The 21,794-nt window shown below is 71.2% G+C and carries 27 protein-coding genes and 1 pseudogene; 15 read left to right on the top strand and 13 right to left on the bottom strand.

Going from position 1 to position 21,794, the window contains the following annotated elements; translation table 11 throughout:
* The first annotated feature begins 49 nt into the window (after window positions 1-49).
* From H516_RS18620 to H516_RS0105775, 3 genes are read left to right on the top strand one after another with little or no spacing between them, the layout of a single operon-like run.
* The gene (locus tag H516_RS18620; RefSeq protein WP_022888773.1) at window positions 50-970 is read left to right on the top strand and encodes a dihydrodipicolinate synthase family protein; all 921 of its coding nucleotides are present in this window, start codon (window positions 50-52) and stop codon (window positions 968-970) included.
* Window positions 970-1,923 (top strand): ROK family protein, encoded by a 954-nt coding sequence (locus H516_RS0105780; RefSeq protein WP_022888772.1) that lies wholly within the window; start codon window positions 970-972, stop codon window positions 1,921-1,923. Before H516_RS18620 ends, H516_RS0105780 begins: the two co-directional genes overlap by 1 nt.
* Window positions 1,920-2,597: an N-acetylmannosamine-6-phosphate 2-epimerase gene (locus tag H516_RS0105775; protein ID WP_022888771.1), complete on the top strand. Its 678-nt coding sequence runs from the start codon at window positions 1,920-1,922 to the stop codon at window positions 2,595-2,597. The genes H516_RS0105780 and H516_RS0105775 overlap by 4 nt, the downstream gene beginning before the upstream one ends.
* Here H516_RS0105775 and H516_RS18615 read toward each other — a convergent pair.
* Window positions 2,587-3,315, bottom strand: coding sequence for an MOSC domain-containing protein (locus H516_RS18615; RefSeq protein ID WP_022888770.1), 729 nt, complete (start codon window positions 3,313-3,315; stop codon window positions 2,587-2,589). The genes H516_RS0105775 and H516_RS18615 overlap by 11 nt on opposite strands.
* Before the next feature lie 105 nt (window positions 3,316-3,420).
* On the opposite strand from H516_RS18615, the gene H516_RS0105765 reads away from it, so the two are divergent.
* Genes H516_RS0105765 through H516_RS22865 form a run of 3 tightly spaced genes read left to right on the top strand, consistent with a single transcriptional unit; the run spans window position 3,421 to window position 4,606 of the window.
* Window positions 3,421-3,900 (top strand): hypothetical protein, encoded by a 480-nt coding sequence (locus tag H516_RS0105765; protein ID WP_022888769.1) that lies wholly within the window; start codon window positions 3,421-3,423, stop codon window positions 3,898-3,900.
* A 23-nt stretch (window positions 3,901-3,923) separates the two neighbouring features.
* Window positions 3,924-4,481, top strand: a complete 558-nt coding sequence (locus H516_RS0105760; RefSeq protein ID WP_022888768.1) for an RHS repeat-associated core domain-containing protein — start codon at window positions 3,924-3,926, stop codon at window positions 4,479-4,481.
* A gap of 41 nt (window positions 4,482-4,522) precedes the next feature.
* Window positions 4,523-4,606, top strand: a complete 84-nt coding sequence (locus tag H516_RS22865) for a hypothetical protein (protein ID WP_022888767.1) — start codon at window positions 4,523-4,525, stop codon at window positions 4,604-4,606.
* 24 nt (window positions 4,607-4,630) lie between these two features.
* Here H516_RS22865 and H516_RS0105750 read toward each other — a convergent pair whose 3' ends face one another.
* The gene (locus H516_RS0105750; RefSeq protein WP_033196822.1) at window positions 4,631-5,479 is read right to left on the bottom strand and encodes a VOC family protein; all 849 of its coding nucleotides are present in this window, start codon (window positions 5,477-5,479) and stop codon (window positions 4,631-4,633) included.
* A gap of 138 nt (window positions 5,480-5,617) precedes the next feature.
* Between H516_RS0105750 and H516_RS0105745 the strand changes: the two genes are divergently transcribed.
* Window positions 5,618-6,535, top strand: a complete 918-nt coding sequence (locus tag H516_RS0105745; RefSeq protein WP_022888765.1) for a dihydrodipicolinate synthase family protein — start codon at window positions 5,618-5,620, stop codon at window positions 6,533-6,535.
* 187 nt (window positions 6,536-6,722) lie between these two features.
* On the opposite strand, the gene H516_RS0105740 is transcribed toward H516_RS0105745, so the two are convergent.
* From H516_RS0105740 to purD, 4 genes are all read right to left on the bottom strand, one after another.
* Complete coding sequence (locus H516_RS0105740; protein WP_022888764.1) at window positions 6,723-7,139, bottom strand: VOC family protein; 417 nt, start codon at window positions 7,137-7,139, stop codon at window positions 6,723-6,725.
* 10 nt (window positions 7,140-7,149) lie between these two features.
* Entirely contained in the window at window positions 7,150-7,524 is a 375-nt protein-coding gene (locus H516_RS0105735; protein ID WP_211217079.1) for a helix-turn-helix transcriptional regulator, read from the bottom strand.
* 184 nt (window positions 7,525-7,708) lie between these two features.
* Window positions 7,709-8,665 carry a phosphoribosylaminoimidazolesuccinocarboxamide synthase gene (locus H516_RS0105730; RefSeq protein ID WP_022888762.1) on the bottom strand — a complete coding sequence of 319 codons (957 nt, stop codon included), beginning with the start codon at window positions 8,663-8,665 and terminating at the stop codon, window positions 7,709-7,711.
* Window positions 8,666-8,684: 19 nt separating this feature from the next.
* Window positions 8,685-10,028, bottom strand: coding sequence for a phosphoribosylamine--glycine ligase (gene purD, locus H516_RS0105725; protein WP_022888761.1), 1,344 nt, complete (start codon window positions 10,026-10,028; stop codon window positions 8,685-8,687).
* A 169-nt stretch (window positions 10,029-10,197) separates the two neighbouring features.
* On the opposite strand from purD, the gene H516_RS0105720 reads away from it, so the two are divergent.
* From H516_RS0105720 to H516_RS18605, 3 genes are read left to right on the top strand one after another with little or no spacing between them, the layout of a single operon-like run.
* On the top strand, window positions 10,198-10,590 hold the full coding sequence (locus H516_RS0105720) for a sterol carrier family protein (protein WP_022888760.1): 393 nt from the start codon (window positions 10,198-10,200) through the stop codon (window positions 10,588-10,590).
* Window positions 10,591-10,637: 47 nt separating this feature from the next.
* Window positions 10,638-11,711 (top strand): epoxide hydrolase family protein, encoded by a 1,074-nt coding sequence (locus H516_RS0105715; protein ID WP_022888759.1) that lies wholly within the window; start codon window positions 10,638-10,640, stop codon window positions 11,709-11,711.
* A gap of 55 nt (window positions 11,712-11,766) precedes the next feature.
* Window positions 11,767-12,192, top strand: coding sequence for a hypothetical protein (locus tag H516_RS18605; RefSeq protein ID WP_022888758.1), 426 nt, complete (start codon window positions 11,767-11,769; stop codon window positions 12,190-12,192).
* Between the two features lie 57 nt (window positions 12,193-12,249).
* On the opposite strand, the gene H516_RS0105705 is transcribed toward H516_RS18605, so the two are convergent.
* Window positions 12,250-12,612 (bottom strand): winged helix-turn-helix transcriptional regulator, encoded by a 363-nt coding sequence (locus H516_RS0105705; protein ID WP_022888757.1) that lies wholly within the window; start codon window positions 12,610-12,612, stop codon window positions 12,250-12,252.
* A 153-nt stretch (window positions 12,613-12,765) separates the two neighbouring features.
* Here H516_RS0105705 and H516_RS0105700 point away from each other — a divergent pair, with 153 nt between their 5' ends.
* Window positions 12,766-13,638 (top strand): NAD(P)-dependent oxidoreductase, encoded by an 873-nt coding sequence (locus H516_RS0105700; RefSeq protein WP_022888756.1) that lies wholly within the window; start codon window positions 12,766-12,768, stop codon window positions 13,636-13,638.
* A gap of 176 nt (window positions 13,639-13,814) precedes the next feature.
* On the opposite strand, the gene purF is transcribed toward H516_RS0105700, so the two are convergent.
* The 3 genes from purF to H516_RS0105685 form a co-directional block, all read right to left on the bottom strand.
* Entirely contained in the window at window positions 13,815-15,272 is a 1,458-nt protein-coding gene (purF, locus tag H516_RS0105695) for an amidophosphoribosyltransferase (RefSeq protein ID WP_022888755.1), read from the bottom strand.
* A 148-nt stretch (window positions 15,273-15,420) separates the two neighbouring features.
* Window positions 15,421-15,855: a PaaI family thioesterase gene (locus H516_RS0105690; RefSeq protein WP_022888754.1), complete on the bottom strand. Its 435-nt coding sequence runs from the start codon at window positions 15,853-15,855 to the stop codon at window positions 15,421-15,423.
* A 104-nt stretch (window positions 15,856-15,959) separates the two neighbouring features.
* Entirely contained in the window at window positions 15,960-16,571 is a 612-nt protein-coding gene (locus H516_RS0105685) for a hypothetical protein (protein WP_022888753.1), read from the bottom strand.
* An 84-nt stretch (window positions 16,572-16,655) separates the two neighbouring features.
* On the opposite strand from H516_RS0105685, the gene purM reads away from it, so the two are divergent.
* Both purM and H516_RS18600 read left to right on the top strand, forming a co-directional pair.
* Window positions 16,656-17,768, top strand: a complete 1,113-nt coding sequence (purM, locus tag H516_RS0105680; RefSeq protein WP_022888752.1) for a phosphoribosylformylglycinamidine cyclo-ligase — start codon at window positions 16,656-16,658, stop codon at window positions 17,766-17,768.
* Window positions 17,769-17,776: 8 nt separating this feature from the next.
* The gene (locus tag H516_RS18600; RefSeq protein ID WP_022888751.1) at window positions 17,777-18,583 is read left to right on the top strand and encodes an LLM class flavin-dependent oxidoreductase; all 807 of its coding nucleotides are present in this window, start codon (window positions 17,777-17,779) and stop codon (window positions 18,581-18,583) included.
* A gap of 41 nt (window positions 18,584-18,624) precedes the next feature.
* On the opposite strand, the gene H516_RS0105670 is transcribed toward H516_RS18600, so the two are convergent.
* Window positions 18,625-18,837, bottom strand: a complete 213-nt coding sequence (locus H516_RS0105670; protein WP_022888750.1) for a DUF3073 domain-containing protein — start codon at window positions 18,835-18,837, stop codon at window positions 18,625-18,627.
* 187 nt (window positions 18,838-19,024) lie between these two features.
* On the opposite strand from H516_RS0105670, the gene H516_RS0105665 reads away from it, so the two are divergent.
* Window positions 19,025-20,200, top strand: a complete 1,176-nt coding sequence (locus H516_RS0105665) for an FAD-dependent oxidoreductase (RefSeq protein WP_026378475.1) — start codon at window positions 19,025-19,027, stop codon at window positions 20,198-20,200.
* 118 nt (window positions 20,201-20,318) lie between these two features.
* Here the strand turns inward: H516_RS0105665 and H516_RS0105660 are convergent, their stop codons facing one another.
* Together H516_RS0105660 and H516_RS21620 are read right to left on the bottom strand one after the other, a co-directional pair.
* Window positions 20,319-20,732, bottom strand: a complete 414-nt coding sequence (locus H516_RS0105660; RefSeq protein ID WP_022888748.1) for a DUF1801 domain-containing protein — start codon at window positions 20,730-20,732, stop codon at window positions 20,319-20,321.
* 19 nt (window positions 20,733-20,751) lie between these two features.
* Window positions 20,752-20,946: pseudogene (locus H516_RS21620) on the bottom strand (hypothetical protein); the annotation flags it as partial.
* Window positions 20,947-21,063: 117 nt separating this feature from the next.
* On the opposite strand from H516_RS21620, the gene H516_RS22355 reads away from it, so the two are divergent.
* Entirely contained in the window at window positions 21,064-21,693 is a 630-nt protein-coding gene (locus H516_RS22355) for a hypothetical protein (protein ID WP_022888746.1), read from the top strand.
* Window positions 21,694-21,794 lie beyond the last annotated feature (101 nt).

Raw genomic sequence — 21,794 nt, 5'->3', positions numbered from 1 at the left:
AGACATCCATCACCGCAGCACCACTGAATCACCCACTGGAGAACCGCACGTGACCACCACCTTCCGGGGAGTCATCCCTCCCGTTCTCACTCCGCTCGACGAATCGGGCGCGTTCGACGAGCCCGCCTTCGAGCGGCTCGTCGAACGTCTCGTCGCCCGCGGCGTGCACGGGCTGTTCGTGCTCGGCTCCTCGGGCGAGGTCGCCTTCCTCTCCGACGCCGAGCGGGCGCGCGTGCTCGCCTCGGCCGTGCGCATCGCCGCGGGCCGCGTGCCCGTCATCGCCGGGGTCAACGAGATGACGCCGGCCCGCGTCATCGGCCAGGTGCGCCTCGCCGAGGCGGCGGGCGCCGACGCGATCGTCGCGACGGCACCGTACTACGCGCGTCCGAGCGCCGCCGAGACCGAGTCGCATTTCCGTGCGATCGCCGCGGCCACCTCGCTGCCGGTCTTCGCGTACGACGTCCCCGTGCGCGTGCATTCGAAGCTCGACCCGGCGATGCTCGTGCGGCTGGGCGCCGAGGGCGTCATCGTCGGCGTCAAGGACTCGAGCGGCGACGACGTCGCCTTCCGACGCCTCGTGATGGCCAACCGCGCCGCGGGCAGCCCGCTCGTGATCTTCACCGGACACGAGGTCGTCGTCGACGGAGCCCTGCTCGCCGGGGCCGACGGCGTCGTACCCGGGCTCGGCAACGTCGACCCCGCCCGCTACGTCGAACTGTTCGACGCGGCCGCCGCCGGCGATTGGACGCGCGCGAAGGCGGTGCAGGACGAGCTCGCAGAACTCTTCGAGATCGTCTTCCAAGCGAGCGGCGTGAGCGGCGAGGCGGCGGGGCTCGGAGCATTCAAGTCCGCGCTCGCGCACCTCGGGGTGCTGTCGTCGAATCGCATGTCGGCGCCCGTGCCGTCGCTCGACGACGCGACCGTCGCCCGCATCGCCGCGATCGTCGACCGGTCGGCGCCGGCCTTCTGATGCGTCTCGTGATCGGCGTCGACCTCGGCGGCACCAAGATCGCCGCCGGGCTCGTCGGCGATGGCGCGGTGCTCGATCGCGAGACGGCGCCGACGCCGGCGCAGGAGGGGCCGGAGGCGGTGCTCGCCGCTCTCGTCGACGTCGCGCGCCGCCTCGTCGCCCGTGCGCCCGCGGGTGCCCTCATCACGGGGTGCGGCGTCGGCTCGGCCGGCGTCGTCGCGCCGGGCACGGGCGTCATCGTCTCGGCGACCGACTCCCTGCCCGGCTGGGCGGGCACGCGCGTTCGCGGGCGCCTCGAGGCGGAACTCGGAATGCCCGTCGCCGTCGTCAACGACGTGCACGCGCACGCGCTCGCCGAATCGCGGCAGGGTGCCGGGGCCGGTCTCGCCACGGTGCTCGTGCTCGCCGCGGGCACGGGCATCGGCGGTGCCCTCGTGATCGACGGCCGGGTGCAGACGGGCCGCGTCGGCGTAGCGGGCCACTTCGGCCACGTCACCTCGCCGGATGCCGCGGATCGCCCCTGCACGTGCGGCGGCGCCGGGCACCTCGAGGCGGTCGCCTCGGGGCCGGCCATGTGTGCCGACTACCGCGCTCGTTCGGGCGACGACTCCGTCGACGACGGGCGCGAGGTGGTGCGGCGCGCGCTCGAGGGCGACGCCGACGCCGAGACATCCGTCGTTCTCGCGGGCACCGCACTCGGTCGTGCGGTGGGCGGGTTCGTGAACTCGCTCGACCCCGACGCGGTCGTCGTCGCCGGGGGGCTCGCCGATTCGGGTGAACTGTGGTGGAGTGCGGTGCGGGCCGCGTTCGCCGCGGAACGTCTGCCGGTGCTCGCCGACACCCCGCTCATCCCGGCCGAGCTCGGCGGCGACGCCGCGATCCTCGGGGCGGCGGCGCTCGTGACCGACCCAACCGGCCGGCCGGCTTCCCCGCGAACGAAGGAGACCCGATGACCTCGCTCGACCTGAACGCACTGCGGGGCGGCCTGATCGTCTCGTGCCAGGCGTACCCGGGAGAGCCGATGCGCCACCCCGAGACGATGACCCAGCTGGCCGAGTCGGCAGTCGTCGGCGGCGCGGTCGGAATCCGCGCCCAGGGCGTCTCCGATGTGCGCAGCATCCACGAACGCGTCGCGCTCCCGCTCATCGGACTCTGGAAGGACGGCGACGGCGACGTCTTCATCACGCCGAGCCTCGAGCACGCGATCGCCGTCGCCGGGGCCGGTGCCGAGATCGTCGCCCTCGACGGCACGCGTCGCGCCCGCCCCGACGGGCTGAGCCTCGCGGAGACGATCCGTCGTCTGCGTGACGAGACCGGTGCGCTCGTGATGGCCGACGTCGGGTCGGTCGATGACGGCCTCGCCGCGGTCGACGCGGGAGCCGACCTCGTCGGCACGACCCTCTGCGGCTACACGGGCGAACGGCCGAAGACCGCCGGGCCCGACCTCGAGGTGCTCGCGGCGCTCGCCGACCGGATCGCGGTGCCCGTGATCGCCGAGGGCCGGGTGCACACGCCCGCGCAGGCGTCGGCGTGCATCGACGCGGGCGCGTTCGCGGTCGTCGTCGGCACCGCGATCACGCACCCGGCGACGATCACCGGCTGGTTCGCCGACGCGATCAGTCGCTGAGTGCGCCGACCGGCTCGACCCGGTCTGCGACCGGCTCGACCCGGTCGCCCACCCTGATGGTCGCCGGCACCACCACATCGGCGTAGACGGCGAGCGACATCTCGCGTTCTTTCGTGAGCGGAATCAGCAGTCGGCCCTCGGCTGCCGTGCCGTCTTGTGCGACATCGATGGTTCGGCACCGCTCGACGCGCTCGACGACGCGCAGCCGGGCGTCTCCGACCGTGATCTCGTGCCCGAGCCACGTCTCTTCGATGAAGGGCTCGTCGGTCTCGACGACGAAGTTGACGCGTAGGCGCCGCGAGTCGGCATCGATGCCGAAGCGCTCGGCGCACCACGCGAGCGACGCGGTTCCGACGATCGAGATCTGCCCGCCGTCCTGCATGGGGATGTCGGCCTCGGGCAGCGCCCGCACGCTCGCGCCCATGCGCTTGGAGAGGTCGGCGTCGAGTTCTTCGTCGCCGATGAGCCAGAGCCCGTGGTCGCCGCGCTGCACCTGCACCGAGCCATCCGCCGTCGTCGACGCCGCGTACTCGAAGACCCCGTCGCGTCGGCGGAACCGGCGCGTGTTCTTGCCCGAGGCGAACTTGCCGTCGTCGTCGGCCACCGCGAATCCGCGGTCGCCCACGAGCCCGCGGGCGTCGAGCTCCACCTCGGTGAGGGCCTCGCCTCCCATCGCCTTCACTGGGTACCGGCGGATCGAGCGGAGCGGAAAGGTCATCGGGGCAGTTTATCGGGGCGGCCCCCGCTGATTCCCCTGACGAGCTGTGGGCAGTCTCCTCCGTACAGATATGTCCGGGCGACCCGCCCGCACGCGGCGTCGAAGGTGACGAAGACGGTCGGTACGACGCAGACCGCGTTGAACTACTCGTACGACAACGCGGGCAATACGTTGACGCGCTCGACCGACACGCTGGCGTACGATCCGCTGGGTCGGATGACGTCGTTCACGGCCGGGACGCGGACGCAGAAGAACGTCTTCGATGCCGAGGGCAACCTGTTGCTGCGGGTCGATTCGAGCGAGGGCTCGACGCTGTTCCTCGGCGACACCGAGCTTCGTAAGGCGGCGGGTTCGTCGTCGACGACGGGTGTGCGCACGTACGAGTTCGGTGGCATGCCGGTCGCGGAGCGGGTGTCGGTGGCGGGGTCGTCGACGAACAAGGTGTTGTGGCTGTCGCCGGATCATGTCGGCACGGTCGGGTTGCAGGTGAACTCGGCGTCGGGTGCGATCACGCGGCGTTGGGCTGACCCGTACGGCGTCACGCGGGGACGGCGGCGACGTGGTCGTCGAACCATGGCTATTTGAACGCGCCGTCCTCGTCGTCGGGGATGACGCGGCTGGGGGCCCGCGAGTACGACCCGGTGCTCGGGAAGTTCTTGACGGTCGACCCGATCCTGGTCGCGGGTGATCGGCAGCAGGGCAACGCGTACTCGTACTCGGGCAACAACCCGGTCATGTTCGAGGACGCGTCCGGGCTGTGTGCGCTCGGTGCGGATGACTACACGGATGTGTGCGGCAACCAGAAGCTCACGAACCCGAACACGGCCGGTGGTGGGACGACGACGTCGTACAAGCCGCCCGCCGCCGGGGATGGTGATGGTGGGGACGGTGACCCGTGGCTGCCGTGGGAGTGGTCTGAGGATCAGTGGCAGGACGCGGGAGCGATCGCGGGCGGCATCGTCGTCGGTGTTGTGATCGGCGCTGCGGTCGGGGCGTGCGTCGTGGCGACGGCTGGGATCGGTGCTGCGGCTGGGGCTGGGTTCTTCATCGCCGGGATGGCGGTCGCGGGTGCGACGTCGAGCGCGATGACGTACCACTGGTCGTCGGGCGAGAAGACCGCCGACGGTTTTGTTAGGGTTCGCGACCGCCGGCGGCGAAGAAACTGACCGCGCGCCCCGAATGGAGGGTCCGCACCGGTGACTACCGAGTGCTGTATCGGATCAACGACGGCGAGCTGATCGTCGTCGTGGTCGGCGCCGGCCATCGTCGCGAGATCTCCGACGTGCGCTGACGTCGTACATGCCGCACAGCCGGCCTACTGCGCCGCCCGCACCTCCACGAGGTTCGCCCACGGGTCGTCGAACGCCAGCGTGCGGCCGTCGTCGCGAGTTCCCACCCGGTAGTGCGCCATGCGTTCGCCGAGTTCGCCGAGGTCGTCGGCGGTCGGCACGACGATCTCGACCTTGCCGAGGCCGAGGGCGAGCCCGCGGCGGCGGGCGCCCCGGCTGTTCCACGTGTTCATCGCCATGTGGTGGTGATAGCCGCCGGCCGAGACGAAGAGCGCCTGGTCGCCCATCTCGGCCGTCGTCTCGAAGCCGAGCCGCTCGACGTAGAACTCGCGTGCGCTCGCGACATCGCCCACGGAGAGGTGCACGTGGCCGACGACGGCGTGGCCGAGCCGGGTGCCGTCGGTCGCGGCGACGGCCGCCGTGCCGGCCTCGCCGAGGTGCTCCCGCAGGTACCCGTTGGGGTCGAGGTAGATCGTCGCCATCTCGACCGTGCCGTGCACCCAGCTCCACTGCGAGCGGTCGCGATCGAAGTACAGCTCGACGCCGTTGCCCTCGGGGTCGGTGAAGTAGAACGCCTCGCTCACGAGGTGGTCGGCGCTGCCGGTGAACGTGCCGGGGTAGCGGGTCGCGACCGACGCGATCGCGGTGGCGAGCGCCTCGCGGGTGTCGAAGAGGATCGCGGTGTGGAACAGCCCGGCGTCGCGCGGCGAGGCGTGCTTCAGCTCGGGCGCGTGCTGCAGGATCACGATCGGCGTCGTGCCGCGACCGAGCACGGCGACGGGGCCGTCGTGGCTCAGCAGTTCGAGGGTGACTCCGTCGCGGTAGTAGCGGACCATGCCGTCGAGGTCGGCGACGCGCAGCGTCACGGCGCCCATGCCGGTGTCGGCGGCGAGGAGTCCGGCGCCCTCAGGCGCCCCATTGGTTGTAAGCACAACTAATACTAACGGATGCCACGGCGAAGGTATTCCGTCAGGGCCCGGGTCAGGCCATCCGCACGAGATACCATCTGGAGGGTGAGCCCGACCTCCGCGAGCACGTTCGCCGGGCTCAGCGCGTTTCCGCTCACCCCGCTGTCGGGTGACGTCGTCGACGAGCGGGCGTTCGAGAGGCTCGTCGAGCGGCTCGCCGCCGCGGGCGTCGACTCGATCACCGCGCTCGGCTCGACCGGGTCGTACGCCTACCTCTCGAGCGACGAACGCGCCCGCGTCGCGCGGCTCGCGGTCTCGCACGCGGGCGAGACGCCGGTTTTCGTGGGGATCGGAGCGCTGCGCACGCGCGACGTGCTCGCGAACGCGCGCAACGCCGAAGCGGCGGGCGCCCGTGGGGTGCTGCTCGCGCCGATGAGCTATCAGCCGCTGACGCACGACGACGTGCTCGAGCTGTTCCGTGAGGTGACGTCGAGCACCGAGCTGCCGGTCATCGTCTACGACAATCCGGGCACCACGCACTTCACGTTCACGACCGAGCTGTACGCGCGCCTCGCCGAGCTGCCGGGCGTCGCCTCGATCAAGATCCCGGGCATGCCGCTCGATGTCGACGCGATGCGTGCGCGGGTCGCGTCGATCAGAGCGGTCGTGCCGCCGCAGGTCACCATCGGCATCTCGGGCGACGCGTACGCGGCGACCGGACTCATCGCCGGTTGCGATGCCTGGTACTCGGTGATCGCCGGCACGCTGCCGGAGCCGGCGCTGCGCATCACGCGGGCGGCGCGGGAGGGGCGAGCGGCGGCGGCGCTCACCGAGTCGGCCCGGCTCGACCCGCTCTGGACGCTGTTCGCCGAGTTCGGCGGCAGCCTGCGGGTCGTTGCCGCGATCGCCGAGCACCTCGGGCTCGCGCCCGCTCGGTGCCTGCCCCGACCCATCCTCGGTCTCGACGAGGCGCAGCGTGCTCGCGTCGCCGATGTGGTCGCGGATCTCGGGCTCGCCCCCTGATCCGCCCGCCGCCCGCCGCCCGCCGCCCACCGCCCGACGCCCACCGCCCGCCGCCCACCGCGTGACGCCCTTTTGCCGCCGTACGACGCTTGACGGAGCAGCGCGAACCGGCGTGGGACGGCAAAAGGTCGTCACGCCGCCCGCGTGCGGACCGCGGGCGGGCGGGCGGGCCCGCGGGCGGGCGGGTTCAGGCCGCGCGCGGCTGGCTGAAGCGCAGCATGTTGCCCGCCGGGTCGCGGAACGCGCAGTCGCGGACCCCGTAGAACTGGTCCGTCGGCTCCTGCAGCACGTCGGCTCCCGCCGCCCGGATCGCCTCGAAGGTCGCGTCGCAGTCGGACGTCGAGAAGTTGACGCCGCGCAGCAGTCCCTTGGCCAGCAGCTGCGCCGCGGCATCCTTGTCGGCCTGGGTGGCGTTGGGGTCGGCGATCGGCGGTTCGAGCACGATGTTCACGTCGGGCTGCGACGGCGAGCCGACCGTGACCCACCGCATGCCTTCGTAGGCGATGTCGTTGCGCACCTCGAGGCCGAGCACGTCGCGGTAGAACGGGATCGCGGTCTCGTGGTCGTCGACGGCGATGAAGCACTGGGAGAGTGAGATGTCCATGACCCCGACGCTACCGAGGCGAGGCCTGACCCGCTTCTCCATTTCTGACGGGTCTCGTCTGCACCTTCACGATGCACGCGGGGATGGGCGCGGCGACCTCGTGCGAGCGGGCGCGATAGGCGCTCGGGCTCTCGCCGACGAGCTCGCGGAAGCGCGAGCTGAACGAGCCGAGCGAGGTACAGCCGACCGCGAAGCAGACCTCGGTCACGCTGAGGTCGCCTCGGCGCAGCAGCGCCTTCGCCCGCTCGATGCGCCGGGTCATCAGGTAGCCGTACGGCGTCTCGCCGTAGGCCTCGCGGAAGCTGCGCGAGAAGTGCCCCGACGACATCAGCGCGACGCGCGCGAGCGCCTCGACGTCGAGCGGCTGCTCGTAGTCGCGGTCCATCGTGTCGCGGGCCCGGCGCAGGCGCACCAGATCGTCGAGGTTCACGTCACCACTCTGGCACAGGGCGGAGGCGAAGGGGCCGGGCGGTTTCGAGACGCTCGCTGCGCTCGCTCCTCAACCAGCGGAAGGACGCTCGCTGCGCTCGCTCCTCAACCGGCGGAAGGACGCTCGCTGCGCTCGCTCCTCAACCAGCGGAAGGACGCTCGAGCCGCTCGAGCAGCTCGCGGTAGCGCGCCGCCGTCTGCGCGACGATCTCGTGGGGGAGGGTCGGCGGCGTCTCCGAGACATCCTGATCCCAGTTGGCGGCGAGCCAGTCGCGCACGATCTGCTTGTCGAAGCTCGCCATGCGCAGCTCGGGCGTCGCGGCCGAGGCGAACACCGCGGCATCCCAATAGCGACTCGAATCGCTCGTGAGCACCTCGTCGGCGAGCGTCACGATGCCCGTCGCGCGGTCGGCGCCGAACTCGAACTTCGTGTCGGCGAGGATGAGCCCGCGCTGCTCGGCGATCTCCTGCGCGTTCGCGAAGATCTCGAGCGAGAGCGCCCGCAACTGCTCGGCGACGACCTCGCCGACGAGTTCGACGGTGCGCTCGTACGAGATGTTCTCGTCATGCTCGCCGAACGGGGCCTTCCACGCGGGGGTGTAGACCGGTTCGGGCAGGCGGTCGCCGTTCTGGAGGCGCTCGGGCAGCGGGATGCCGCCGATCGCCCCCGTCGCGACGTACTCCTTGTAGCCGCCGCCGGTGAGGTAGCCGCGCACCACGCACTCGATCGGGAACATGTCGAGCGTGCGGCAGAGCGTCGCCCGATCGGCGACCTCGGCCGGCACATCGGGCAGCTCGAGCACTTCGAGCCGGTCGTCGAGCGGGTGCGCCAAGTGGTTCGGCACCTGGGGCAACTGATCGAACCACCAGTGGGTGAGCGAGGTGAGCATGGCCCCCTTGCCGGGGATCGCCGGCTCGAGCACATGGTCGTACGCGCTCACCCGGTCGCTCGCGACGACGAGCACGACGGGGGAGACGGCGAGCGGGTCGCCGGTCCAGCTGTCGTCGTCGGTCATCAGCTTCGTCGGCACGTACAGGTCGCGCACCTTGCCCGAATAGACGTGGGTCCAGCCGGGCAGTTCGCCGCTCTCGTTCATGCTCGCTCCTCGTGCTGGGTTATTCGGCGACGCGCGCCGCGATGTCGGTACGGTACTGGGCGCCGTCGAGGCGGATGCGCCCCAACGCCTCGTAGGCCCGGCGCCGGGCCTCGGCGAAGCCGTCGCCCACGGCGACGACGTTGAGCACGCGCCCGCCGGTCGAGAGCAACGGGGCCTCGTCGCCGGGCTGGGCCTCGTCGGGCAGGGCGCCGACGGCGGTCGCGGCGTGGGCGAGGTGCACCCCTGGCACGGATGCCGCGGCGTCGAGCCCCTCGATGGCCCGGCCCGTCGCGGGCGACTCGGGGTAGCCCTCGCTCGCGAGCACGACGGTCACGGCGGCGTCGGCGCTGAACACCGGGCGCGGCAGCTCGCCGAGCCCGCCCGTGGCCGCCGCGAGCAGCAGGCCCGAGAGCGGGGTCTCGAGGCGGGGCAGCACGACCTGGGTCTCGGGGTCGCCGAAGCGCGCGTTGAACTCGATCACGCGAATGCCCCGCGAGGTGAGGATGAGCCCCGCGTAGAGCAGGCCGACGAACGGGGTCTGCTCGTCGGCGAGTCGCCGCACCGTCGGCAGGGCGATGGTCTCGATGACCTCGTCGACGAAGGCCCGCTCGCTGCCGAACCGGCCGCCGCGACCGTCGACCGCGTCGTCGAGCCAGGGCAGCGGCGAGTAGGCGCCCATGCCGCCCGTGTTGGGGCCGGCGTCGCCGTCGCGGAGGCGCTTGTAGTCCTGCGCGGGCGAGAGCGGCAGCACGTTCGTGCCGTCGGAGAGGAGGAACAGCGAGACCTCCTGGCCGTCGAGGAACTCCTCGACGAGCACGGGGCCCTGCTGAAGGTAGTGGGCGGCGTGCGCGAGCGCGGCGTCGCGATCGTCGGTGACGAGCACGCCCTTGCCGGCCGCGAGGCCGTCGGCCTTCACGACGTAGGGGGCGCCGAACTCGTCGAGCGTCGCCGCGACCTCGTCGAACTCGGAGATGAGCTTCGCGCGGCCGGTCGGCACGTTCGCCGCCTCCATGATGCGCTTGGCGAAGGTCTTCGATCCCTCGAGGGCCGCGGCCTGCCTGCCCGGCCCGAACACGGGGATGCCGGCGGCACGGACCGCGTCGGCCACCCCCGCGACGAGCGGTGCCTCGGGGCCGACGACGACGAGCCCGACGCCGCTGTCGCGGGCGTACTCGGTGACGAGTTCGGGGTCGCTCGCGTCGAGCGCCACGGTGGTCACGCTGCCGCGCGCCGAGGAGGTGGGGGATGCCGCGATGCCCGCGTTGCCCGGGGCGGCGATGATCTCGTGCCCGGCCTCCTCATCGAGGAGCGCGAGGATGATGGCGTGCTCGCGCGCGCCCGAGCCGAGGACGAGGATTTTCACCGGTTCAGGCTACCGCGTCCAGCCGGGCGCCCCGTCGATCCCCTCCCCCACCGACGTTTCTCAGGAGGATCTGTCCCAGGTGCCCGATCCGGGCCGGATTTCTCGTGAGAAGCATGCGCTTCGGGGCCCCGCTCCTGAGAAACGGGAGCGGGCGGGGGAGGATGGGGGTATGGCACGGGCGAGGATCGGCGACGACATCGGGCGGGCGGCGATCGCGACGATCGTCGCGATCGCCGATCAGCACGACGGGGATGTCGCGGCCGCGGCATCCTCGATCGACCGCACGACGCTCGCGCTCGCGGTGCGCTACTCGCTGCAACTGCTCGCCGAACGGGCCCCCGGCGGCACCCTCGAGGTGCGCGTGCCGCCGTACGCGGCCGTGCAGTGCGTCGAGGGCCCCAAGCATACGCGTGGCACGCCGCCGAACGTGATCGAGACGGATGCCTCGACCTGGCTCGCACTCGCGACCGGCCGCCTGTCGTGGGCCCACGCGCGTGCGAGCGGGCGCATGCACGCCTCGGGGCAGCGCGCCGAGCTCGACGGGCTGCTCCCGGTCGCCTGATCGGGCGGCGGCACGGGAGGGTCGGCCGCACGCCGTAGCATCCGAGCATGGAAGCATTCACGATCGCCGTCGGATCCGACGTGCTCGACGAGCTGCGCGCACGCCTCGAACGATCGCGATTCAGTGCGCCGAGCGCAGCCGGGTGGGAGGCGGGCGCAGACCCGTCGTTCCTCCGAACCCTCGTCGACCACTGGGCGCACGACTTCGACTGGCGCGCGGCAGAGCACCGGCTGAACGCGTACCCCCAGTTCATCGATCGGGGGCAGCACTTCGTGCACCTGCGCCGCGATGCGAGCCGCCCGCCCGTGCTGCTCGCGCACGGCTGGCCGAGCAGCTTCCTCGAGATGCTGCCGCTCGCCGAGTTGCTCGAGGTCGATGTCGTCATCCCGTCGCTGCCCGGGTTCGGCTGGTCCGAGCTCCCCGAAGGGCCGTTGACACGCGCCGCGATGGCCGAGCGGTACCACTCGCTCATGACCGAGACCCTCGGCTACGAGCGGTATTTCGTATTCGGCGGCGACATCGGCGGTGTCGTCGCGAGTTGGCTGGGCGCGACCTATCCCGACGAGGTCGCGGGCGTGCACATGATCCACGGGCCGTTCCCCGCGAGCTTCGACGCCTCGCCCGTCGCACCCGAGGAGCAGGCGTTCCTCGACGCCGACGACGCCCGTGGCGAGTGGGACTCGGGCTACAGCGCGATCATGGGCACCCGGCCCGACACGATCGCGGCGGCGCTCGTCGACTCGCCGGTCGGCCTCGCGGCCTGGATCGTCGACAAGCTGCGTGCGTGGAGCGACTGCGGCGGCGACCTCGAGTCGCGCTTCGACCGCGACTCGCTGTGCGAGCTGCTCACCCTGTACTGGGTGACGGAGTCGATCGGCACCTCGTTCCGCCAGTACCTCGACTACCCCGAGAACTCGCCTCGCCCCATGATCACGGTGCCCGTCGCGGTCACGCTGAGCTGCGAACCGCCGTTCGAGCTCTTCCCGCGGTCGATCGCCGAACGAGCCGCGAGCGACATCCGGCAGTACTCGACGCCGGGGCGCGGCGGCCACTTCCTCGCCTTCGAGGAGCCGCAGCTCGTCGCCGACGAGCTCGATGCGTTCATGAGGTCGGTCGGGTAGGGCGCCGGTCGGAGTTCCGGGGCGATCGCCCAGCCCGATGCGAGACAATGGTGGGGTGAGCGACACCCACGATCAGCCCGAGACCCCCGAGCCCGCCGGGCAGGTGCCGTCCGAGGCATCCGCGACGCCGACCGGGTCGGCGCCCGAGCCGCAGTACCGCACCGAGGCGAGCCGCGACGAGGTCGTCGTGCGCCGCAGCCCTCGTTACGGTGCGTTCATCGCGGCCGGAGCCGTCGTGGGAGCGATCGTCGCACTCGTGCTCTCGATCTCGTTCGCGCCCAGCGAGGCGGAGCTCGCCGAGCGCATGGCCGACGACTTCACCTACAGCCAGAGCCAGGTGTTCGGCTTCCTGCTCGTCTGCGGCGTCGTGATCGGCGTCGGTCTCGGTGCGCTCGTCGCGCTCATCGTCGATCGGGCGATGTCGCGGCGAGCGACGCGCGCCCTCGCCGAGCACGACGAGACGCACCGCGTCGGCGGCTAGCCGTACAGTCATCCGGAGTCCCCCGGGAGGTCATGAACGCGATTCGGCGGCGGGCGCTCAGGCGGTCGACGGCAGTTCGACGCGTTCAGCGCCGATCAGCTCCATACGCCGGCGTCCCCACTCGGCGAGCGGTTCGAGTGCAGCGTTCAACTCTCGACCGAGTTCGGTGAGTGAGTACTCGACCCGTGGTGGCACTTCGCGGTAGACCTCGCGGTGCACGAGGCCGTCGAGTTCGAGTTCGCGCAGATGCTGGATCAGCATCTTCTCGCTGACCCCGGGAAGCCCGCGGCGCAGCTCGCCGAAGCGCCGGGTGCCGGCGTCGAGTTCCCACAGGATCAAGGACTTCCATTTGCCGGAGACGACGTCCATAGCGGCGTCGATCCCGCAGATGTACGGGCCGCTTCGGGGTTCTCCAGGCATCGTGGCTCCTTCTTACTTACCCTGAGGAGGGTATTGCACCAAATAGTGGGTACTTGTCTGTCCCACAGTAGCGCGACAGTATTGCGGTGCTGGTCGGCACCGGAACACCGACGACGTGCAGCCAGAGAAACTTCCGAACGAGAGGACACCAGCATGAACGCACCCGTCACCGTCAGCATCCTCGGCCTCGGCGAGATGGGGCGGGCGCTCGCGGCCGCCCTGCTCGGGGCAGGCCACACGGTCACCGTGTGGAACCGCACGCCCGGCCGAGCCGAGCGGCTCATCGAAGACGGTGCCATCGAGGCGCCGAGCGCTGGCGTCGCGATCGACGCGTCCGAGCTCGTCGTCGTCTGCCTGTTCGACCACGATTCGGTGCATGAGACGCTCGACCCGATCGTAGACCGCCTGCATGGCCGGGTACTCGTCAACCTCACCACCACTTCGCCCGAGCAGGCGCGCGAGCTCGGGCTCTGGGCGCGAGCCGGCGGCATCGCGGCGCTCGACGGCGGCATCATGGCCGTCCCGTCGATGATCGGCGGTCCCGGCAGCGAGATTCTGTACAGCGGCGATCAGAGCTCGTTCGAGCGTTACCGCAACGTACTCGACCGCTGGGGCACGAGCAGCTATCTGGGCGCCGACCCCGGCCTCGCTTCGCTCTACGACATCGCACTGCTCTCGGGCATGTACGTGATGTTCGCGGGGTACATGCAGGGCGCGGCGCTGGTCGCCACCGCGGGCGTCTCCGCAACGGCGTTCGCCGAGCGCTCGGCGGCTTGGCTGTCGGCGATGACGGGCGAACTCGCGGGCTACGGCCGCGTGATCGACGGAGGCGACTACACGGTCGCCGGGCAGCAGAGTCTCGACTTCTCCGACTTGTCGAAGATGCTCGAGGCAGCCGACGAAGCCGGAGTCGGCGCTGTGCCGCTCGCGATGGTGCAGTCTCTCATCGAGCGCCAGCGCGGTGTGGGGCTCGGCGCGGAGGGTTTCGCACGCATCTTCGAGTCGGTGAGGCATACCGTCGGGTAGATCGCCAGCCGCGGTCGTCGTTACGGGGGCTCGCGCACCTTGCCGGACGCGCTCCAGCTGAACGGCGCAACCGCTGGAGATGCCCGCGGCGCAAGCACTACGTCACTGATGCCCCAGGCGGATCAGTGACGTAGGCGCGCGCAGGGCACACCCCACGGGCGCGCCCCGCGCACCGATCAGCTGAGTTGTGTGCGCTCCACCCAGCCGAGGTACTCCTCGGTGACCGTGCCGGTGACGTACTCGCCGGTGAAGCACGAGAGGTCGAGCTGCTCGATCGAGGTGCCTTCGGTGATCGCCGCCTGAAGGTCGGCGACCTCCTGGTAGATCATGTGGTCGGCGCCGAGCTCGGCCGCGATCTCGGGGATCTTGCGGCCGTGCGCGATGAGCTCCTGCCGGCTCGGCATGTTGATGCCGTAGACGTGCGGGTAGCGCACGGGGGGCGCCGCCGAGGCGAACGTCACCTTGTTGGCGCCGGCGTCGCGGGCCATCTGCACGATCTGCTGCGATGTCGTGCCGCGCACGATCGAGTCGTCGACGATGAGGATGTTCTTGCCGCGGAACTCGGTGCCCATCGCGTTGAGCTTCTGCCGCACCGAGCGTTTGCGCTCGGCCTGGCCCGGCATGATGAAGGTGCGGCCGACGTAGCGGTTCTTGTAGAAGCCCTCGCGGTACTCGATGCCGAGCTTCTGTGCGACCTGCATCGCCGAGGGGCGCGACGAGTCGGGGATCGGCATGACGACGTCGATGTCGCCGAGGGGCATGTGCGTCGCGACGGTGTCGGCGAGCCGGTCGCCCATTCGCAGCCGCGACTCGTAGACCGAGATGCCGTTCATGACCGAGTCGGGGCGGGCGAGGTACACGTACTCGAAGGAGCAGGGGATGAGCACGGGGTTCGCGGCGCACTGGCGCGAGATCATCTCGCCGTCGAGGGTGATGAAGATCGCCTCGCCGGGCTCGACGTCGCGCACGATCTCGTAGTCGCCGTTCTCGAGCGTGAGCGACTCGCTTGCGACGATCCACTCGTCGCGGCCGGCCTCGGTGACCCGCTTGCCGAGGATGAGCGGACGGATGCCGAAGGGGTCGCGGAACGCGAGCAGGCCGTAGCCGGCGATCATCGAGATGACGGCGTACGAGCCCTCGACGCGCTCGTGCACGTTCGCGACCGCTTCGAAGATCTGGTCGGGGTCGAGCTCGAGGCCCTTGATCTGACCCTGCAGTTCGGTTGCGAGCACGTTCAGCAGCATTTCGGTGTCGCTCGTCGAGTTCACGTGGCGGCGATCGATCGAGAACAGGTCGCCCGAGAGCTCACGGGTGTTCGTGAGGTTGCCGTTGTGCACGAGGATGATGCCGTAGGGCGCGTTCACGTAGAACGGCTGCGCTTCCTCCTCGCGCTCGGCGGCGCCCTTCGTCGTGTAGCGCACATGGCCGAGGCCCATGTTGCCGATGAGCGAGCGCATGTCGCGCGTGCGGAACGCCTCGCGCACCTGCCCGCGGGCCTTCGCCATGTGGAAGACGGGGCCGTCGGCGGTCGCGATGCCCGTGGAGTCCTGCCCGCGGTGCTGCAGGAGGAGCAGGCTGTCGTAGATCTGCTGGTTGACGGGCTCGGTGGAGACGATGCCGACGATGCCGCACATGCGAGCGATGGCTCCTCGTGGGGGTGTGGTGAGCGACCGGAACCGGCCTCGTCGATTCTCCCATACTGCGCGGGTGAGCCCGCCGCGTGCCGGCGCCTGCTCAGATGCGCAGCCCGGGTGTCATCCGCGCGTCGGACCGGGGCTTCGGTCAGTACTCCGAGGGCTTGGGCAGCACGGCCATCGTGCAGCGCGAGATGCAGACGAGCTTGCCGTCCTCCTGGGTGATCCTGATCTCCCACACCTGGGTGGTGCGGCCCCGCGTCAGCGGAGCGGCCTCGCCGTAGACCCAGCCCCCGGCGACCGGGCGAACATGGTTCGCGTTGATCTCCATGCCGACGCAGTAGAACTGCGCGGGGTCGACGGTGAAGGTCGCGCCCCAGCTCGCCAGCGTCTCCGCCAGCGCGACGGATGCCCCGCCGTGCAGCACCCCGCCGGGCTGGCGCGTGCGCTCGTCGACGGGCATGCGGCCCTTCAGCGACGTCTCGGTGATCTCGGTCATCTCGATGCCGAGCGCGCGGAGCGCGGTGCCTTCGCTGCGGGAGTTCGCCCACTCGACCTCGGGGTCTCCGTGCCAGATGCTCATTCCACCGAGATTACGCGGGTTGAGGAGGAGCGAAGCGACGTCTCGAAACCCTGTCGCACGTTCGGATCGGTCTCGAGACGGCGCTGGCGCCTCCTCAACCCGCCTCAGGCCAGTTCGGCGATGATCGGGTGGATGGCGTCGTCGAACGCCGAGGCATCCGAACGCAGCGTGTCGGTGACCGCGACGGTCATCGCGCCGATCCACCAGACCCCGACGCCCGCGAGCGGCAGCACCTCGACGTTGAGCTCGAAGGAGTGCGCCCGACGCCCCACCTCGCGCTCGTGCTCGGCGATCGTTCCGGCGTACGCGCGGTACGAGTTGCCGAGTCGCGCAGCCGAGACGCTGCGATAGTTCTCGTGCGCCCACTCGGCCCAGGCGCGGGCCGCCCCGGCATGCGGCACGACCGCGGCCGCGAGCACCTCGGCGTCCGAGGTGGGCAGCGCCATCTCGGTGTCGAAGGCGGGCACGAGCTCGAGCGGCACGGGCGAGGGGTGCGCCTCGGGCTCGACCGTCATCGCCCACCAGGCGCGCCACTGGCGTTCGAGCAGGTCGTGCCGATCGATCTCGAGCCGCTCGCCCACCGCGCCGACATCGCGCAGCCGCGGCAGCTCGACGGGGGAGGCGATCGCGAGCACCTCGCGCAGGTAGAGGGCGAGCAGTACCGGGCGACTCGCGTTCTCACGGATCACCCACGATGGTGTGGCCCCCGGTGCCATGGTCGAATTCTACGCCGTACGGGGCGCGGCGGCCCTGTGGGTCAGGGCGACACGCCGCCGGGCCGGCACAGGTACCCTTGACGGGTGAGCGCGAACTCGTCATATGCCGCTGCCGGAGTCGACACCCGGGCGGGGGATCTCGCCGTCGAACTCATGAAGGAGGCGGTCGCCGCCACGCACGGGCCCAACGTGCTCGGCGGAGTCGGCGGATTCGCCGGCCTCTTCGACCTCTCGTTCGTGAAGGACTACGAGAAACCCCTCCTCGCGACCTCGACCGACGGCGTCGGTACGAAGATCGCGATCGCGCAGGCGCTCGACAAGCACGACACCATCGGCCAGGACCTGGTGGGCATGGTCGTCGACGACATCGTCGTCGTGGGTGCGAAGCCCCTGTTCATGACCGACTACATCGCCTGCGGCAAGGTCGTGCCCGAGCGCATCGCCTCGATCGTGACCGGAATCGCCCGCGCCTGCGCCGACACCGGCACCGCCCTCGTCGGCGGAGAGACCGCCGAGCACCCCGGCCTCATGGGCGTCGACGACTACGACGTGGCGGGCGCCGCGGTCGGCGTGGTCGAGGCCGACCGCCTGCTCGGTGCGGAGCGCGTGGCCGACGGCGACGTCGTCATCGCGATCGAGTCGAGCGGGCTGCACTCCAACGGCTTCTCGCTCGTACGGCACACACTGAACGCGAAGGGCATCGGCTACACCGATCATTCCGCCGAGCTCGGCACGACGTGGGGCGAGGCCCTGCTCGAGCCGACCCGCCTCTACACGGGCCCGCTCGTGCAGTTGCTCGCCGGCGCGAACGGCACCGCGGTGCACTCGCTCTCGCACGTCACGGGCGGCGGCATCGCCGCGAACCTCGCCCGGGTGCTTCCGCTCGGCTCGCGCGTCGAGCTCGACCGCGCGACGTGGTCGCCCGCACCGGTGTTCCGCGTGCTGGGCGAACTCGCCGGCACGACGCTCGAGTCGACCGAGGGCACCTGGAACCTCGGCATCGGCTTCTTCGCCGTCATCGACGCCGCGGCCGCTCCCGCGGTCATCGCCGAACTCGAGACGCTCGGGCTCCCCGCATGGCAGGCCGGCACGGTCGCCTTCGGCGACGCGGTGACCGCGGCGGCCGACGGCTGGGAGCAGGGCGCCAAGGGCGTCGACGGCGGCGCGGTGCGCCTGGTCGGGTCGTACGCGGGCTGAGCCGCAGCATGCGCGCACGCGTCTCGTTCGGCATCATCGGCACGACGGATGGCTCGACCGTCGCCGCGCTCGCACCTCGGCTGGAACGGCTCGGCTTCGCGACCCTGTGGGTGAACGACGTCCCGGGGGGCGATTCGCTCGCCCGACTGCGTGTCGCCGCCGACGGCACCGAACGGCTGCACCTCGCCACGGGCGTGATCCCGATCGACCGGCGCCCGGTGGCGACGCTCGACCTCGTCGGCCTCCCCGCCGCGCGCACGACGCTCGGCATCGGGTCGGGGCGGGCCGAACGCCCCCTCGGGCTCATGCGCGCGGGCATCGCCGAGCTGCGGGGCCGGAGCGAGGCATCCGTCGTGCTCGGCGCGCTCGGACCGCGGATGCGCCGCCTCGCCGCCGAGCGCGCCGACGGGGTGCTGCTCAACTGGTTGACGCCCGCGGCCGCGGCGACCGCGACCGCCGAGCAGCACGCCGCCGCCGCCGCGTACGGTCGCTCGCCCGCCGACGGCCGCGTCGTGACCTATGTGCGCACCATCGTCGACGAGGCGGCCCGGCCGGCGCTCGAGATCGAGGCGCACAAGTACGAGCGGGTGCCCGCGTACGCCGCGAACTTCGCGCGCCTCGGCACAGGCGCGCTCGACGCCACCATCTCGTCGGCCGCGAGGCTCGCCGACTACCTCGCCGACGGCGTCGCCGACGAGGTCGTCGTGCGAGCGATCACCCCGACGAACTCACTCGCCGAACTCGAACGGTTCGCCGAGACGACCGCCGAATGGCACGATGACGCGGTCGCGGACGCACGCTTCAGCGAGGAGTGACGAGAGTCGATGAGGTGCGTCGGAGACCGTGACGGTGGCGACTACGCGCGCTGTTCGCGCTGTTCGTCGCCCGCGACGTAGGTGTCGTCATCGTCGGCGGCATATTCCGCCCACTTCGACGCCTCTTCGCTGTACTCGTCATGCTGCGAGCTCGTGAGCTCGCGCTCAAGCGCGTTGTAGTCGGTGTTCGGGCTGAAGTACTTCAACTCCCGAGCGACCTTGGTGTGCTTGGCTTTCTGACGGCCGCGCCCCATGCGTGACCCCCTTACGACATCTGGCCGGGTGGGATTTGGTCTTCACCCGGCGCTCATCTGATAAATGAATTCGTCCAGCCGCCAGTTTAGCACCGCGGATCGCACCCGACGGCGGTCTCCGCAGCGCGCCCGAACGCGTTCAGCCGACGTGCTGCGAGCACACAGCCAGACGTGCTGAGATTGGGGTGTGAATACGAGCCCCGAACGCGTCAAGGTGGTCGTGATCGGGGCCGGTCAAGCCGGCCTCTCTGTCGCGTACTACCTTCGTCGATTCGAACTCGTCGCCGGCGAGGACTTCGTCATGCTCGACCGCGCGCCCGGCCCCGGCGGCGCATGGCAGCACCGGTGGTCGTCGCTCCGTCTCGGCACCGCGCACCGGGTGAACGACCTTCCCGGACTCGCGGAGCTCGGCCTCAGCTTCGACACCGCCGACCGCGCGCTCCCGGCGAAAGACGTCGTCGCCGAGTACTACGGCCGGTTCGAAGAGCACTACGAGCTGCACGTGCGCCGTCCGATGAACGTGCGCACCGTCGTGAACGAGGGCGTCGACCTCCTCGTCCACTACGAAGATCTGAGTCCCCAGCCCGCCGAGGAACTGAAGACCCGCGGGCTCTTCGGCCGCCGGCGCAAGACGTTCGAGGCGCCGCAGGCCGCCCAGGCGCCGCAGCACGAGCTCGCGACCCAGTTCCTCGTCAACGCCACGGGCACCTGGGGCTCGCCGTTCGTGCCGTTCTACCCGGGCATGGGCGAGTTCGCCGGACGCCACCTGCACACCTCCGACTTCAGCTCGGCAGAAGACTTCCGCGACCAGCACGTCGTCGTCGTCGGCGGCGGCACGAGCGCAATCGGGTTCATGCTCGAACTCGAAGATGTCGCGGCGGGCCTCACCTGGGTGTCGCGTCGCCCCATCGACTGGGTCGATCGCCAGGAACTCGACCTCGAGGGCGCCTCGGCGGCCGTCGCGATGCAGGACGAGGCGGCGCGCTCGGGGCGCGCGCTGCCCTCGATCGTGAGCGGCACCGGGGTGCCGAAGAGCCGCCGCATCGCCGCAGGAATCGAGCGAGGACTGCTCGTCGCGCGACCCATGTTCGACCGCATCGAGGGCGACCGCATCGTCTGGGACGGCGAGCAGCAGGGCGCCGCCCGCGCCGACGCCATCATCTGGGCGACGGGGTTCCGGCCCGAACTGCGCCATCTCGCGCCGCTGAAGCTCCGCGAGAAGGCCGGCGGCATGACGGTCGGGCAGGGCGCCGCCTGGAGCGACCCGCGCATCTTCCTCGCCGGCTACGGGCCGCAGGCCTCGACGATCGGCGCGAGCCGCGCGGGCCGCATGATCGCCCGACAGATCATGGCGATGCTCTAAGGCGCTGATTGGGTCGAGGTGGGAGCGCAGCGACCGTCTCGAAACCTGAGGCGGCCCACCGGGGTTTCGAGACGCGTGCTCCTTCGTCGGGCGCTCCTCGACCCGCTCCTCGATCTGCTCAGCTGGGCGGAGCCGTCGGCTGCGCGAACTCGTACGACTCCCGCACGAGCTCGGCCAGTACCTCGAGGTCGACCTCGGCGAGGTCCTTCAGGTAGAGGCAGCCGACCCCGGTCGAGTGCGGGCCGAGGCGGTCGAGCAGTTCGGGTCGTTCGGTCAGCCCGGGTAGGAGGTACACCGTCGAGGCCGCCTTGCGCGGCGAGAACGCCGCAGCCGGGGTCACGCCCTCACGCCCGCTGTCGTAGCGGTAGTGGTACTCGCCGAACCCGACGATCGACGGGCCCCACATGTAGGCGGTCTCGCCGGTCACGCGTTCCATCAGGGCGAGGAGCGTCGCGGCATCGCGCCGGCGCACCCGATGCGTCACCCCGTCGAGGAACACCTCCACCGGGACATCCGTGCGCTCGGTCGCCATGCGGGCAGCCTACCGCCGTCTACCGCCTGCGTTTCGATTCGCTCTCGGCGAGCGGGCGCCGAGGGATCGGGCGCACGGGTTCGCCGCGGCGATCCTGACCGGGCAGCGGTCGCGAACGCCGGCCGTAGATCAGATCGGAGGAGTCGAGCAGCCACGGCACGAGCGCGACCGTGACGCCGTGCACGAGCATGAGCTTCTGACGGATGCGACGGGCGGTTCGCCCGCGCCGTTCGTCACGGCGGACGACGCTACTCCTGCACCGGCGCATGTCAAGACGGACTTGCTAGAGTTGACGCGCTCTGCCCTCATCCACCGATCTCCGGGAGCCACCGTGAACCGTGCGACGCAGCTCGCACGAGGCGCCGCAACGGCCGCCGTCGCGCTGTTCCTCGCGGCGTTCTCGCACGGCGTCGCCGGCGGCGAGGCGCCCGGCGGCGTGGGGCTCGCACTCGCTGCGATCGTCGCGCTCGCCGCGTCGGTCGCGTTCGTCGGCCGGCGCACCTCGCCCGTGCGCACCGCGCTCGCCGTGCTCGTCAGCCAGGGCGCGTTCCACCTGCTGTTCGGCGTCGGCGCGGGCCCCGGCACCGGGCAGTTCGTCGCGAGCGGCGCGGGCCACCACCAGACGGTCTCCTTCATCGACGCGGGCGGCGCCCCGGTCGCCTCCGGGCATGCCGCGCACGCCGGCCTCGGCGACGGGGCGATGTTCGCCGGTCACGCGCTCGCCGCGGTGCTCACGATCGTCTACCTCCTCGCCGTCGAGCGGGTCGCATGGGCGGCGCTGGCCGCCGCGACCCGACGTTTCGTGCTCGTGCTCAGCGGTCGCGCCGCCGAGCCGGTGCTCGTCGCCGAGCGGCCGGCGCGCTCACGGCTCGGCGCCGTCGCGCCGATGCGGCTCAACTCCCGCCTCCGCTTCGCCGCCCTCCGCTACCGCGGCCCGCCCTCGCTCCTCGCCTTCGCCTGACCCCTCCGCCGTTCGGCGGAACATCACGAAGCCTCCGGATGCCTCGCGCCCACGCGGCGCGGCACGGCTCGCCGTCCGTCCGGAGCACGAGGAGAGAGACT

It is taken from the genome of Agromyces italicus DSM 16388 (assembly GCF_000421545.1).
Lineage (GTDB): Bacteria > Actinomycetota > Actinomycetes > Actinomycetales > Microbacteriaceae > Agromyces > Agromyces italicus.
The sequence above is the reverse complement of the archived record's forward strand: the minus strand, read 5'-3'. Positions and strand labels throughout refer to the sequence as shown.

What these genes read in the sequence shown, in the direction of transcription:
- H516_RS0105780 (WP_022888772.1), top strand. Translation starts at nt 970, where the DNA reads ATGCGTCTCGTGATCGGCGTCGACCTCGGCGGCACCAAGATCGCCGCC.
- H516_RS0105775 (WP_022888771.1), top strand. Translation starts at nt 1,920, where the DNA reads ATGACCTCGCTCGACCTGAACGCACTGCGGGGCGGCCTGATCGTCTCG.
- H516_RS18615 (WP_022888770.1), bottom strand. Translation starts at nt 3,315, where the DNA reads ATGACCTTTCCGCTCCGCTCGATCCGCCGGTACCCAGTGAAGGCGATG.
- H516_RS0105760 (WP_022888768.1), top strand. Translation starts at nt 3,924, where the DNA reads ATGACGCGGCTGGGGGCCCGCGAGTACGACCCGGTGCTCGGGAAGTTC.
- H516_RS0105750 (WP_033196822.1), bottom strand. Translation starts at nt 5,479, where the DNA reads ATGGGCGCCGTGACGCTGCGCGTCGCCGACCTCGACGGCATGGTCCGC.
- H516_RS0105740 (WP_022888764.1), bottom strand. Translation starts at nt 7,139, where the DNA reads ATGGACATCTCACTCTCCCAGTGCTTCATCGCCGTCGACGACCACGAG.
- H516_RS0105735 (WP_211217079.1), bottom strand. Translation starts at nt 7,524, where the DNA reads ATGGACCGCGACTACGAGCAGCCGCTCGACGTCGAGGCGCTCGCGCGC.
- H516_RS0105730 (WP_022888762.1), bottom strand. Translation starts at nt 8,665, where the DNA reads ATGAACGAGAGCGGCGAACTGCCCGGCTGGACCCACGTCTATTCGGGC.
- H516_RS0105720 (WP_022888760.1), top strand. Translation starts at nt 10,198, where the DNA reads ATGGCACGGGCGAGGATCGGCGACGACATCGGGCGGGCGGCGATCGCG.
- H516_RS0105715 (WP_022888759.1), top strand. Translation starts at nt 10,638, where the DNA reads ATGGAAGCATTCACGATCGCCGTCGGATCCGACGTGCTCGACGAGCTG.
- H516_RS0105705 (WP_022888757.1), bottom strand. Translation starts at nt 12,612, where the DNA reads ATGCCTGGAGAACCCCGAAGCGGCCCGTACATCTGCGGGATCGACGCC.
- H516_RS0105700 (WP_022888756.1), top strand. Translation starts at nt 12,766, where the DNA reads ATGAACGCACCCGTCACCGTCAGCATCCTCGGCCTCGGCGAGATGGGG.
- purF (WP_022888755.1), bottom strand. Translation starts at nt 15,272, where the DNA reads ATGTGCGGCATCGTCGGCATCGTCTCCACCGAGCCCGTCAACCAGCAG.
- H516_RS0105690 (WP_022888754.1), bottom strand. Translation starts at nt 15,855, where the DNA reads ATGAGCATCTGGCACGGAGACCCCGAGGTCGAGTGGGCGAACTCCCGC.
- H516_RS0105685 (WP_022888753.1), bottom strand. Translation starts at nt 16,571, where the DNA reads ATGGCACCGGGGGCCACACCATCGTGGGTGATCCGTGAGAACGCGAGT.
- H516_RS18600 (WP_022888751.1), top strand. Translation starts at nt 17,777, where the DNA reads ATGCGCGCACGCGTCTCGTTCGGCATCATCGGCACGACGGATGGCTCG.
- H516_RS0105670 (WP_022888750.1), bottom strand. Translation starts at nt 18,837, where the DNA reads ATGGGGCGCGGCCGTCAGAAAGCCAAGCACACCAAGGTCGCTCGGGAG.
- H516_RS0105660 (WP_022888748.1), bottom strand. Translation starts at nt 20,732, where the DNA reads ATGGCGACCGAGCGCACGGATGTCCCGGTGGAGGTGTTCCTCGACGGG.